Origin of the sequence: Streptomyces rugosispiralis (genome assembly GCF_024505145.1) — a bacterium.
GTDB classification, from domain to species: domain Bacteria; phylum Actinomycetota; class Actinomycetes; order Streptomycetales; family Streptomycetaceae; genus Streptomyces; species Streptomyces rugosispiralis.
This window is the reverse complement of record NZ_JANIAA010000021.1, coordinates 46,158-58,328: the sequence shown is the minus strand read 5'-3', so window position 1 is coordinate 58,328 and position 12,171 is coordinate 46,158. Positions and strand designations below refer to the sequence as shown.

Here is a 12,171-nt window from a genome sequence, read left to right as displayed (position 1 = left end):
GGCCGCCGTCCCGCCCCCTGGGGTGCGGGGCGGCGGCCGTCCTCAAGGAGAGACATCCAGATGACGGACGACACGAGCCCCTGGCTTGTGGTGGGCCTCGGCAACCCCGGTGGCGAGTACGCGGGCAACCGCCACAACGTCGGCTTCATGGTGGCCGATCTGCTGGCCGAGCGGATGGGCGCCCGTTTCAAGGCGCACAAGTCGCGGGCCCAGGTCGTCGAGGGCCGGGTGGGCCCGCCGGGACCGGCGAGCCGCCGCGTCGTGATCGCCAAGCCGATGTCCTTCATGAACCTCTCGGGCGGCCCGGTGACCGCCCTGCGCGACTTCTACAAGGTGCCGGTCGGTCATGTCGTGGCCGTCCATGACGAATTGGACATCGATTACGGCGCCCTGCGGTTGAAGATCGGCGGGGGTGACAATGGCCACAATGGCCTGAAGTCGATCACCAAATCGCTGGGCGCGGACTACTGCCGGGTGCGCTTCGGAATCGGCCGTCCGCCGGGCCGGATGGATGTCGCGGCGTTTGTCCTGAAGGACTTTTCCGCTGCGGAGCGCCGGGAGTTGGACTACTTCGTGGACCGCGCGGCGGACGCGGTGGAAACGCTCATCGCGGACGGTCTTGAGCGTGCGCAGGGGACATACAACTCCTGAAAAACGCCGTTCGCCCGTTTGTTCGGCGGAAGGTTGACCGGCGGCCCGGGGATGGCGAGGATCGCCGCCATGGCTTCCACCGGTGTGACCAAGCGCAGCCGTACGCGGCGGGCGGGCGAGAGCGCGTACGGGTTCCTGTTGCTGGCGAAGAACGTGGCGATGGTGCTCGTCGCACTGCTGATCCTGGTCGCCGGGGTGTGGTCCTCCTGGGGCGACGCCAAGCCGTCGATGCTGACCAAGGGGCTTGAGCGCGGCACCGTCACGGTCTCCGACTGCGGCGACGAATGGTGCACCGGCTCCTTCGCCCCGGCCGCCGCGGGCGGCAAGTCCCGTGGCCGGGTACGGATCGACGAGGCGGTCACGAACGGGACGGGCGACCGGGTGGCGGTGGCCCTCAAACCCGGCACCGACCACGCCGTCCGCACCGGCCCCGCCGGCATCCTCCACGCCTGGGTCCCCTTCGGCGGCTCCCTCCTCCTCACCTCCCTGATCGTCGCGGGCGGCCTGGGCCTACGCCGCACAGGCTGGGCCATGGGCCTACTGGGCGCGGCGCTGCTGGGGGCCTCCTTCGCCACGCTTACGCTGTAGCGTTCACCGGGTCCCCCTGCTGCGTCTGGGCTGCCGCTTCGTCCCGGGACCGTCCCACCGTGGTACGACCGCCCCGGCGGCTCGGGCCGTCCGGCACCGCCGGACACCGACGTTGAGGTGCTCGCCATCGCGGCGGGGATGAGGTGCCGTACCCGGCGCACCCAGAAGCCATGCCGGGCGGCGACGGAGCACACGCGGACAGTTCGGCACCGCCGGACACCGACGTTGAGGTGCTCGCCATCGCGGCGGGGATGGGGTGCCGTACCCGGCACAGAAGCCCCGCCCCGAGTGGCCCCGAGGGGGAAGTGGGCCGCTCCTCGAAGGGGCCGATTGGGCGCGGCCCTGGGCTGCGGGGGTGGCAGCGGCGGAGCCTGCTGCCTGGTGGGGGGCCGGGGGCGGAGCCCCCGGAGACTCATTACCCCACGACACACGGGGCGGGGCCCCGCTCCCAAAGGGAGCGGGGCCCCGCCCCGTGTCACGCCGTCGTCAGCCCGTGTTGCGGAGGCCCGCGGCCACCCCGTTGACCGTGAGGAGGAGCGCGCGGGCGAGCAGGGGGTCGGGGTCCTCGCCCCGCTCGGCCGCGGTGCGCTGCCGGTGGAGCAGGGTCACCTGCAGATACGAGATCGGGTCGAGGTACGCGTCCCGGACGTGGAACGTCTGCTTCAGCACCGGGTTGGAGTCCAGGAGTTCCCGGCCACCGGTGATCCGCAGCACCTCCCGCACCGTCAGCTCGTGCTCCTCCTGGATCACATCGAAGACATGCTTCAGCTCATCCGGCACCAGCGTGTCCACGTAGTGCCGGGCGATCCGCAGATCCGTCTTGGCCAGCGTCATCTCGACGTTGGACAGGAAGTTGCGGAAGAAGTGCCAGTGCTGGTGCATTTCGTCGAGGACGCCGTCGAGCCCGGCCTCGCGGGCGGCCTTGAGGCCGGAGCCGACGCCGAACCAGCCGGGGACGATCTGCCGGGACTGGGTCCAGCCGAACACCCACGGAATGGCCCGCAGCCCGTCGAGGCCGGCGCCGGAGTCGGGGCGGCGGGAGGGCCGGGAGCCGAGGTGGAGTTCGGCGAGCTGGTCCACCGGCGTGGAGGCGAAGAAGTACGCGGGCAGGTCGGGGTCGTCGACGAGCGTGCGGTAGGCGCCGTGCGCGGCCTCGGAGACGGTTTCCATGGCCGCGTCCCAGCGGGCGAGCGCCTCGTCGGACTGACGCGGAGCGGTGTGCAGGGCGGACGCCTGCAGCGTGGCGGCCACCGTCAGCTCCAGGTTCTCGCGGGCCAGCGAGGGCACGAGGTACTTGTCGGAGATGACCTCGCCCTGCTCGGTGACCTTGATCTCGCCCTCGAGCGTGCCCCACGGCTGCGCGAGGATCGCGTCATGGGTGGGGCCGCCGCCGCGGCCGACGGTGCCGCCGCGGCCGTGGAAGAGCCGCAGCCGTACGCCATGCCGGTGGGCGACGTCGCGCAGCAGCCGCTGGGCGCGGTGGATCTCCCACTGCGAGGTGGTGATGCCGCCGAACTTGGAGGAGTCGGAGTAGCCGAGCATGACCTCCTGGACATCGCCGCGGAGTGCGACGAGCCGCCGGTAGGAGGGGTCGGCGAGCATCTCGTCGAGAAGCTTGTCGGCGATCTTCAGCTCTTCGGTGGTCTCCAGCAGCGGAACGATGCCGACCTTGGCCCAGCCCGCGTGGAGGTCGATCAGCCCGGCCTCGCGCGCGAGGACCGCGGCGGCGAAGACGTCGTCGGAGCCCTGGCACATGGAGATGATGTAGGACTCGACGATCTCGGGGCCGAAGCGCTCGAAGGACTCGCGGATGGTGTGGAAGACGCCGAGGGTCTTGGCACCGGCGGCGTCCAGCGGCGCCGGGGTGGGGGCGAGGGGGCGCCGGGAGCGCAGTTCCTTGGCGAGCAGCTTGCGCCGGTAGTCGCGCGGCATGTCGGCGTAGCGCCAGGACTCCTCGCCGAGCCGGTCGAAGAGCTGGCCGAGGGCGTGGTGATGGGCGTCGGCGTGCTCGCGGACGTCCATGGTGGCGAGCTGGAGGCCGAAGGCGGCGAGGGTGCGGATGGACCGCTCGAGCCGTCCGTCGGCGATGAGCTGACCGCGGTGGGCGCGCAGCGAGTCCTGGACGAGGTGGAGGTCGGCGAGGAGTTCGCCGGAGCCGAGGTAGTCGCGGCCGGGCTGGTGGGGGGTGTCCCCGGCGAGCCGCTCGCGGGTGTTGACGAGCTTCTGCCGCATACAGGTGGCCTTGAGCCGGTAGGGCTCCTCGGCGTTGAGCCGCTTGTAGCGCGGGCTGATCTCGGGCAGCAGTTCGAGGTCGCGCTGGAGGGAGGCGAGAAGCTCCTCGGAGGCCCCGGTGTTGCGGATGGAGCTGGAGAGCGCGGCCCGCAGCTCGTCGATGATCTCCAGCGCGTCGGTGATGCCGTGCTCGTGCTGGAGGATCAGGACGTCGCGGGTGACCTCGGGGGTGACGTTGGGGTTGCCGTCGCGGTCACCGCCGATCCAGGTGCCGAAGGTGAGGGGGCGGGTGGTGGCGGGCAGCTCGACGCCCACGCGCTCGAGCTCCGCGGTGAGGTCCTCGAGTACGTCGCCGACGGCACCGGCGTGCAGCTCGTCGAGGTAGTAGATGGCGTTGCGGGCCTCGTCGGCGGGCTCGGGGCGGGCGACGCGCAGCTCGTCGGTCTGCCAGAGCAGGTCGATGCTCTCGGCGAGCCGCAGGTCGGCGCGGCGGGCGTCGCCGCCGACGGCGAGGGTGTCGAGCAGCTCGGCGATGCGTCGGAGCTTGGTGAGGACGGTGCGGCGGGCGGCCTCGGTGGGATGGGCGGTGAAGACGGGGCGTACGCCGAGGTTGGCGACGGTCTCCCGGAGGTGCTCGGGGTCGGCGTCCTTGAGCTGGTCGGCGGTGCGGGCGAGGATCCCGCCCTCGGCGGCGCGGCGGGCGCGCAGCTCGCGGCCGCGGTGCACCTGCTCGGTGACGTTGGCCAGGTGGAAGTAGGTGGAGAAGGCGCGGACCAGCTTGGCGGCGGTCTCGAGGTCGGTGGAGCCGAGCAGCTCGGCCGCGGCCTCGCCGTCACTGCGGGTGAGGGCACGGACGCGCTCGACGAGTTCGAGGAGGTCGGGGCCCTCCTGTCGGACGAGGGTCTCGCCGAGCAGGTCGCCCAGACGGCGGATATCGGCACGCAGGGCGGCGTTGGTGTGGTCGGCACTGCTCACAGGTGCGGGCTCCTTGCAGTGAACGGGGTTCGAAGCGCGGCATCAGAGCGTGCACGGCGGGCGCCGCAGGCTGCTGACCCGGTGCTTTCGGCCATGTGCGGACCGCGCTGTCCGACGCTCCCCAGGATAGGCGGCACGACCCTGGGTGAGACCAGAGCCCTATTGCCCCGCTTCCCGGCCCTGCCATACTTACGACGCCGTAGGTTACGCATCCGTAGCCATGCCCCCGAGCCCCACGAGGGATCCCATGACTGCAAGCCCCGACGTGGTCAATGACACGCCGAAGGCCCAGGAGGCCCTGCTTCCCTCCGCCACGCTCGGCGGGGACAGCAAGCGCTCCATCGAACAGATCACCCTTCTCCTGTTCATCACCGTCCCCTTCGTCGCGCTCGTCGCGGCGGTTCCCCTGGCCTGGGGCTGGGGGGTCAGCTGGCTGGATCTGGCGCTACTGGTGTCGATGTACTACATCGGCTGCCACGGCATCACGATCGGCTTCCACCGCTACTTCACCCATGGCTCGTTCAAGGCGAAGCGGCCGCTGCGGATCGCGCTGGCGATCGCGGGGTCGCTGGCCGTGGAGGGCCCGCTGGTCCGCTGGGTGGCCGATCACCGCAAGCACCACAAGTTCTCCGACGCGGAGGGCGACCCGCACTCCCCGTGGCGGTACGGCGAGACCGTTCCGGCCCTGCTGAAGGGGTTGTGGTGGGCACATATCGCCTGGATGTTCGATGAGGAGCAGACCCCGCAGTCCAAGTACGCACCGGATCTGATCAAGGACGGCGCCATCCGGGCGGTCTCCCGGCAGTTCGTGGTGTGGACCGTGGTCTCCCTGATGGTGCCGCCGGTGATCGGCGGACTGGTGACCTGGTCCTGGCAGGGCGCGGTGACCGCCTTCTTCTGGGGGTCACTCGTCCGGGTGGCCTTGCTCCACCATGTGACCTGGTCGATCAACTCGATCTGCCACGCGGTGGGCAAGCGCCCGTTCAAGTCGCGGGACCGCTCCGGCAATGTGTGGTGGCTCGCGGTCCTCTCGTGCGGCGAGTCCTGGCACAACCTGCACCACGCGGACCCGACCTGCGCCCGGCACGGGGTGATGCGGGGCCAGCTGGACTCCAGCGCCCGGATCATCCGCTGGTTCGAGAAGGCGGGCTGGGCGTATGACGTCCGGTGGCCGAGCGAGGACCGGATCGATGCCCGCCGTCAGAAGGAGACCGTCGGAGCGGCATGATAGAGGGCGTGGCGACCGACAGTAATACCAGCGGTGAAAAGGACCGGCCGCGCCGGGCCGGCCGACCCTCCGGATCCGGAGCCCGGCGGCCCCGCCGGGTCCGGATGACCGGCAAGGAGCGCCGGGAGCAGCTGCTGGACATCGGTCGCACGCTCTTCGCCGAGCGCGGCTTCGAGGGCACCTCGGTGGAGGAGATCGCGGCGAAGGCCGGGGTCTCCAAGCCGGTGGTGTACGAGCACTTCGGCGGCAAGGAGGGGCTGTACGCGGTCGTGGTGGACCGCGAGATGCGGCGAATGCTCGACATGGTGACCACATCCCTCACCGCGGGCCACCCGCGCGAGCTGTGCGAGCAGGCCACCTTCGCCCTCCTGGACTACATCGAGGAGTACACGGACGGCTTCCGCATCCTCGTCCGCGACTCCCCCGTCGCGCAGTCCACGGGCACCTTCGCCTCCCTGATCAGCGATATCGCCACCCAGGTGGAGGACATCCTGGGCCTGGAATTCAAGGCCCGCGGCTTCGACCCCAAACTGGCCCCGCTCTACGCCCAGGCCCTGGTGGGCATGGTCGCCCTGACCGGCCAGTGGTGGCTCGACGTCCGCAAACCCAAGAAGGCCGAGGTCGCGGCCCACCTGGTGAACCTGGCCTGGCACGGCCTGGACGGCCTGGAGCAGAAGCCCCGCCTGATAGGCCACCGCAAGAACTGACGGGCGCAGTCAAGGGACAGCCTCAGTCGCGCCGGCGTCCCGCCTTCACCTCGCCGACGAACGAGGCGAAGGCGTCGGCGGGGAAGGTCAGGACGGGGCCGGTCGTGTTCTTGGAGTCGCGGACGGCGATGTGGGTACGGAGGTCCGCGACCTCGACGCACTCATTGCCCTCCGGGCCGCTGTAACTGCTTCTGCGCCAGATCGCGGCTGCCATGCCAACGGTGGATATGCGATCGCTCATGAAGAGAACTCCTGTCGCACGGTCCCCAGCAGCCGCAGTGAAACTGTCGAGTCGGCTGCCTGCGAACGAAGGTAATCGAACGACAACTTATAGGAAGACACCGCGTCCACGTCGTCAAGGTACAAGCCCCTGCGCCGCATCTCGATGTACACGACGGCCATGGAGTTGAGCGGGTTTCGTGCATCGTCCCGGCCGAGGATGACGAAGTGCCCGGACCCCGCGGCATGGGCTCCAGCCGTGAAAGGGAGTAGCTGGATATCGATGTTCGGGCGCTGCGCCATGTCGTAGAGGTGGTCCAACTGCTCGGCCATCACCGCCTCGTCACCCACGATGCGACGGAGTACGGCTTCGTCCAGGATTACCCACAGATGCAGGGGCACTTGCCGGTCAAGGATGCTCTGGCGCTGCATCCGGGCGTCGACCATGCGCTCGACCTGCTCGTTGGGGGTGCGCAGTTCAGTCGCCCGGTGGATCGCGGTCGCATAGCCACGGGTCTGAAGTAGTCCGGGTACGACGTTGTTCGCGTACACGTGCTCGTACTCCGCCTCATGCTCGAACGAGACCAGGGGATCGATCCACTCCGGTACCGCGCTGTTGCCGACCCACCAGCCCTCGGATTGCGACTTGACGACGCGCACCAGCGCTTCCCGCTCCTCTGCGGATGCCTCGCAGGCGTCGGCCAGTGCCTTGACCGTTGCCCAGCGAATACGCGCACGGTCCTGCCAAGCCTCGTATCGGCTCACTGTCGCCTTGCTCACGCCCGCACGCTCGGCAACTTGAGTCTGCGTCAGGCCGCAACGCTCACGCAGCGCGATCAGCCCCCGCGCGATCTGCATGCGTCCGGCCGGTCCCGTCATCGTGGCGGTCATCCCACGCTCCCTCCCGTCGAGTCCGCCGAGCGTATGCGGTGATGCGCATCGAGTTGACGACTCCAGGGAGTCAGTCACCCACACTGGTGAACTCTACTGACGTAAAGGCCAGTTGTTGGAATTCAATGGCAAGCTCCTCGTGAAGGTCTCAGACGCGCATGCCAATCGCCTCAAGGGAGCTGCCCATGACACCGCACACCCCCACCGCACCGGCCGTCGCCGCCGGAGCCCGGTTAGCCGACGTCGAACGGGCCTGGCGAACCGGGCGAGCCGCGGAAGTGCCCATCGGCACGGCGTGGGACGTCACGCGAGTGACCCGCACGATCGCGGCAGTCGCCCTGCACCGGCTGCGCGCGAGCGGCACGGCCCTCGGGCTCGTACTGGACGTGCCGCTGCGGGCGACAGTCGAATTCCTCTCGCCGCCAGGCTGCTCCGCGAGCTGGCCGCCGCTGACCGGCACGCGCTGCGTCGCCTCCGGCGTCATGCGCTGGCCGTCACCCCAGGCGAATGTCCGCGCCGGTCGCCGGGCCGCCTGCGGGCGGCGCTGGATCGTGGCACCGGCCACGGCGGGCCCGCTCACCACCGACGGCGACGAGTTGTGCGAGGCCGTCGCCGCCGCGCTCGCCCATCTCGCCGGAGTGTGGCTCTCCGACATCCGTACCAAGGGGGCCGGTCGTGGACCAATGCGCCGCGTCTCTTGAGGCGGTCGGCGCCGCGCTCGGCAGCGCCACACGCCCGCAGGCACTGAGTCTGTGGACGCTCCCCGGCGACGATCTCGCTTCCGCCGCCGCGGCCCGTCGACATGTGGCCAGGACGGCGCGTTCATGGGGGTTGCCCAGGGAGACCACCGAGGCGCTGGAGACCGTCATCGGCGAACTCGCCGCCAACGCGCTGGAACACACCGCCAGCCGATCGGTCGCGGTCACGCTCGCGCTGGCCGGGCGCTCGGCCATCGTCACCGTGACCGATGAGGGCGCGGGCGACATCCCGGTCACCGCTCCGCCCGAGGGGGACGACGAGCACGGGCGCGGTCTGTTCATGGTCGCGGCACTGGCGCACCGCTGGGGCGGCCGACGCTCCCGTGCGGGACTGACCGTATGGGCCGAGGTCGCCACGGAAACGGAAACGCGACTTCCGCGGGAAGGGGCTGTACCGGCACCCGGCTCACCCCGGACTGGAACGGCTGAGCATCACGGCCCGACGATGGCCTCGCCGATGACGAAGCCCTTGGCGGGGCCGTCGGGGATGACGGCGTCGGTGCCGTAGGGGACGCGGTGCTCGTCGGCGTAGACGGCCTTGTCGGGGTCGGGCGCCGTGAGGATGACGACCGTCCCTTCACCGTCGAAGTCGTCGATCAGGACGTAGAGCGGAATGCCCGCACGGGCGTAGGCACGACGCTTGCGCTTCCGGTCGCGGGCCTGGGCTTCCCGGCCCGGCGAGACCACCTCGAAGACGGCCTGGACGCCGCTCGCGTCCACTCCGAGGTCTTCCTCGTCGGGGATCTCGTCGAGGTCCTCGGGGGCGATGAAGAGGTCGGGGATCCACACCTTGCGGCGGTGGATGAGATTGCCGTCCTGGTAGGCGGCGTGGTCGCCATCCGCTAGATGGGCCTCCAGGGCCCGGCGGAGACGATTGATGATCACGGTGTGACGGCGACGGCCTGTGGGCGACACCTCGATGAACTCCTCGATGATCTCGGCCCGGTAGCCCTCGGGGAGTTCCATGGCCTTCCACGCCTGCCACAGCACCTCGTCCAGGGACACGGCCTCATGCCCGGCGGTCGAAGGCACGTCTTCCTCCAGTGCGGGGTACGGCTCATGCGCGAGAGCGGTCATCGTGAAGCACCTCCTCCATCAGTTTGGGCGCCGACGCCACTGCGGCACAAGCGACACCGTGACGCTATGCGTCCGCGAGGGCTCAATCACGGCAAACATCGAACTGATCATCCGATCGGGTGATATCAGCCGCTCGGCTCCAGGAACTCCAGCCGGTTGCCGACCGGGTCCTCGGAGTAGAAGCGGCGGTGCCCCGGCAGTTTCTCGTCCCAGACGGCCTCGGCACCGTGCCCGGCGAGGCGGGCGGCGAAGGCTTCTATGCCGACGACCCTGAGCCCCGGGTGAGCCTTGCGGGAGGGGCGGAAGTCCGGGTCGATGCCCAGGTGCAGCTGGACCGGGCCGCGGGCGAACCACAGGCCGCCGTTCGCCGCCAGGGCGGGCGGTTTGGGGACTTCCGCCAGGCCGAGCACCCCGCCGCAGTAAGCGCGCAGCGCAGTTTCGCTGCCGGGTGGAGCGGCGAGCTGTACGTGGTCGAGGGACGTGATCATCGGGCGGCCCGGTGGGCGACGACGAAGACGCGACGGAAGGGGAAGGCCGTGCCGTGGGGGGCGGCGGGGTAGGCGTCGCGGAGGAGGGCGGCGTAGCTGGTGAGGAAGCTGTCGCGGGCGGGTGGGTCGTCGGCGAGGGCGGTCAGGACCGGGCGCAGGGCGGTGCCCTTGACCCAGTCGAGGACGGGGTCGGGGCCGGTCAGGATCTGCACATAGGTGGTCTCCCAGGCGTCGACCTCGCAGCCGAGGGCGGCCAGGCGCGCCAGGTATTCGGTCGGCTCCAGGACGCCACCGGGGTCGCGGACGCGATCGGCGAGGCGGTCGCGCCATTCGGGGGCGTTGCACAGGTCGCGCAGCAGGGTGTGGCTGGGGGCGGTGAAGTTGCCGGGGACCTGGAAGGCGAAGGTGCCGCCGGGGCGCAGTCCGGCCAGCCAGGTGGGGAAGGCGTCGGGGTGGCCGGGAATCCACTGGAGGGCGGCGTTGGAGACGATCAGGTCGTAGGGCTCGTCCGGCGCCCAGTTCCGCACATCGGCCCGCCGGAGGTCGAGGCGGCCGCCGCCGGTGGTGGGGCCCGCGAGGGACTGGGCCTCGGCCAGCATCTCGGCGGAGCTGTCCAGGCCGGTGACCTGGGCGTCCGGCCAGCGGTCGAAGAGCAGGGCGGTGACGTTCCCAGCGCCGCAGCCCAGATCGGCGATGCGGGGCGGGCGGCCGGGGTCGGTGGGCAGTTCGGGGACGCGGGCCAGCAGATCCAGGAAGGGCCGGGTGCGGTGGCCGGCGTGGCGGAGATACTGCCGAGGGTCCCAGTTGGGTGCGGTGGTCATGGTCGGTCCCCCTGCGGGTACGGTCGGTACGAGTCGCCGGGGTCGCTTCCGCGCGTCCCGGCGCTTTACCGTGCTCCACGCTATCTCTTGATGTCAAGAGACTTCATGTCGACAGACCCACTACACTGATCGCCATGGAGGACGAGGTCGATCGGCTGGTCGCGGCGTGGCGGCGGGAACGCCCCGACCTCGATGTGGAACCGCTCGAAGTGCTCAGCCGGGTCAGCCGGCTCGCCCGCCATCTCGACCGGGCACGGCGGATCGCCTTCGCCGAGCACAATCTGGAGCCCTGGGAGTTCGACGTCCTGACCTCGCTGCGCCGGGCCGGGCCCCCGTATCAGCTCTCCCCCGGGCAGCTGCTGACCCAGACCCTGGTCACCTCGGGCACCATGACCAACCGCATTGACCGGCTCGCCAAGAAGGGCCTGGTCGAGCGGGGGCCCGACCCCAGTGACCGGCGCGGTGTGCTGGTCCGGCTGACCGCCGAAGGGCGTGACCGCGCCGATCAGGCACTGGCGGGGCTGCTGCACCATGAGCACGCCATCCTGGCCGAGCTCTCCCAGGCCCAGCGCGCCGAACTGGCCGCGCTGCTACGCCAGCTGACCGCCCCGTTCGACAATCTCCCCGGCTAGGTCGACCGGGCCCACCCCGGCGCGGCGGGCCAGCGCCACGGCCGCGAGCGTGGAGTGGACGCCCAGCTTGCCCAGCACATTCTGCATATGGGTGCGGACGGTGTGCGGGGAGAGGAAGAGCCGCTCGGCGACGGCCTTACGGCCGAGCCCGGCCACCATGCAGCGCAGCACCTCCCGCTCACGCGGGGTCAGCGACTCGACCAGACGCTCACTTTCGGTGCGGTGCTTACGGGCGGCCGTCAACTCCCGCAGGACGCCGGTGAGCAGAGCGGGCGGCAGATGGGTCTCCTCCCGCAGCACCCCCCGGATGACCGCGAGCAGCCGGACCAGCGAGCAGTCCTTGGCGACCCAGCCGGACGCCCCGGCCTGCAGCGCCGCCGCCGCGCGGCGCGGATCGTCGCGCTCGGCCAGCACCACGGTGCGCACCCCCGGCTGGGCGGAGCGGACCGCGCCGACGAGCGATATGCCGTCGGCCGCCCGGCCGTTCACCGCCCGTGCGGGGCTGCCATTGACCCCAGGGCCGCCATGGGCCCCAGCCCCAGGGCCGCCATGGGCTCCACCGTGCGGCCCGCCGTTCGGCCCGCCGTGCGCGCCGACGCGCGCCCCGCCATGGATGCCGCTGTGCGCCGTGCCGTTCGCCCCGCCGTACGGCAGCTCGGCCGGCACCGGAAGCGGTGGCCCCATACCGTCGGCGGCCGTGCCCAAGTCGGCATCGACCAGCAGGACGTCGAAGCGGCGCCCCTCCGCCGCCGCGCGCTCCAGACAGCGCAATGCCGCCGGACCGCTTCCGGCCGCCGCCACGTCCACGTCCTGCTCCGCCGCGAGGGCGGCCGCTAAGGACTCGGCGAAAATACGATGGTCGTCGACCACGAGAACCCGAATACGCGCCACGAACAACCCCCCA

14 protein-coding genes are annotated in these 12,171 nt (G+C 70.8%); 7 read left to right on the top strand and 7 right to left on the bottom strand.

Going from position 1 to position 12,171, the window contains the following annotated elements; genetic code table 11:
* Positions 1-60: 60 nt before the first annotated feature.
* Complete coding sequence (gene pth, locus NP777_RS27255) at positions 61-651, top strand: aminoacyl-tRNA hydrolase (protein ID WP_037950921.1); 591 nt, start codon at positions 61-63, stop codon at positions 649-651.
* A 69-nt stretch (positions 652-720) separates the two neighbouring features.
* Positions 721-1,239: a hypothetical protein gene (locus NP777_RS27250; protein WP_256652835.1), complete on the top strand. Its 519-nt coding sequence runs from the start codon at positions 721-723 to the stop codon at positions 1,237-1,239.
* Between the two features lie 486 nt (positions 1,240-1,725).
* On the opposite strand, the gene ppc is transcribed toward NP777_RS27250, so the two are convergent.
* A complete protein-coding gene (gene ppc / locus NP777_RS27245) occupies positions 1,726-4,446 on the bottom strand; it encodes a phosphoenolpyruvate carboxylase (protein ID WP_256652834.1) in 2,721 nt (906 codons plus the stop codon).
* A 247-nt stretch (positions 4,447-4,693) separates the two neighbouring features.
* Here ppc and NP777_RS27240 point away from each other — a divergent pair, with 247 nt between their 5' ends.
* Positions 4,694-5,674 (top strand): acyl-CoA desaturase, encoded by a 981-nt coding sequence (locus NP777_RS27240; RefSeq protein WP_256652833.1) that lies wholly within the window; start codon positions 4,694-4,696, stop codon positions 5,672-5,674.
* Positions 5,671-6,381: a TetR/AcrR family transcriptional regulator gene (locus tag NP777_RS27235; protein ID WP_166484450.1), complete on the top strand. Its 711-nt coding sequence runs from the start codon at positions 5,671-5,673 to the stop codon at positions 6,379-6,381. The genes NP777_RS27240 and NP777_RS27235 overlap by 4 nt, the downstream gene beginning before the upstream one ends.
* A gap of 22 nt (positions 6,382-6,403) precedes the next feature.
* On the opposite strand, the gene NP777_RS27230 is transcribed toward NP777_RS27235, so the two are convergent.
* Both NP777_RS27230 and NP777_RS27225 read right to left on the bottom strand, forming a co-directional pair.
* Positions 6,404-6,622, bottom strand: a complete 219-nt coding sequence (locus NP777_RS27230; RefSeq protein ID WP_256652832.1) for a DUF397 domain-containing protein — start codon at positions 6,620-6,622, stop codon at positions 6,404-6,406.
* Complete coding sequence (locus tag NP777_RS27225; protein ID WP_256652831.1) at positions 6,619-7,491, bottom strand: helix-turn-helix domain-containing protein; 873 nt, start codon at positions 7,489-7,491, stop codon at positions 6,619-6,621. Before NP777_RS27225 ends, NP777_RS27230 begins: the two co-directional genes overlap by 4 nt.
* Positions 7,492-7,676: 185 nt before the next feature.
* Here NP777_RS27225 and NP777_RS27220 point away from each other — a divergent pair, with 185 nt between their 5' ends.
* Together NP777_RS27220 and NP777_RS27215 are read left to right on the top strand one after the other, a co-directional pair.
* A complete protein-coding gene (locus NP777_RS27220) occupies positions 7,677-8,192 on the top strand; it encodes a hypothetical protein (protein WP_256652830.1) in 516 nt (171 codons plus the stop codon).
* A complete protein-coding gene (locus tag NP777_RS27215) occupies positions 8,167-8,757 on the top strand; it encodes an ATP-binding protein (RefSeq protein ID WP_256652829.1) in 591 nt (196 codons plus the stop codon). Before NP777_RS27220 ends, NP777_RS27215 begins: the two co-directional genes overlap by 26 nt.
* On the opposite strand, the gene NP777_RS27210 is transcribed toward NP777_RS27215, so the two are convergent.
* The 3 genes from NP777_RS27210 to NP777_RS27200 form a co-directional block, all read right to left on the bottom strand.
* A complete protein-coding gene (locus tag NP777_RS27210; RefSeq protein WP_256652828.1) occupies positions 8,682-9,326 on the bottom strand; it encodes a Uma2 family endonuclease in 645 nt (214 codons plus the stop codon). The two genes, NP777_RS27215 and NP777_RS27210, sit on opposite strands and share 76 nt — an antisense overlap.
* Before the next feature lie 125 nt (positions 9,327-9,451).
* Positions 9,452-9,814, bottom strand: coding sequence for a glyoxalase (locus NP777_RS27205; RefSeq protein WP_256652827.1), 363 nt, complete (start codon positions 9,812-9,814; stop codon positions 9,452-9,454).
* Positions 9,811-10,635: a trans-aconitate 2-methyltransferase gene (locus NP777_RS27200; RefSeq protein ID WP_256652826.1), complete on the bottom strand. Its 825-nt coding sequence runs from the start codon at positions 10,633-10,635 to the stop codon at positions 9,811-9,813. Before NP777_RS27200 ends, NP777_RS27205 begins: the two co-directional genes overlap by 4 nt.
* A 134-nt stretch (positions 10,636-10,769) precedes the next feature.
* Between NP777_RS27200 and NP777_RS27195 the strand changes: the two genes are divergently transcribed.
* Positions 10,770-11,267, top strand: a complete 498-nt coding sequence (locus tag NP777_RS27195) for a MarR family winged helix-turn-helix transcriptional regulator (protein ID WP_198271285.1) — start codon at positions 10,770-10,772, stop codon at positions 11,265-11,267.
* On the opposite strand, the gene NP777_RS27190 is transcribed toward NP777_RS27195, so the two are convergent.
* Complete coding sequence (locus NP777_RS27190; protein WP_256652825.1) at positions 11,226-12,158, bottom strand: LuxR C-terminal-related transcriptional regulator; 933 nt, start codon at positions 12,156-12,158, stop codon at positions 11,226-11,228. The two genes, NP777_RS27195 and NP777_RS27190, sit on opposite strands and share 42 nt — an antisense overlap.
* Positions 12,159-12,171: the final 13 nt, after the last annotated feature.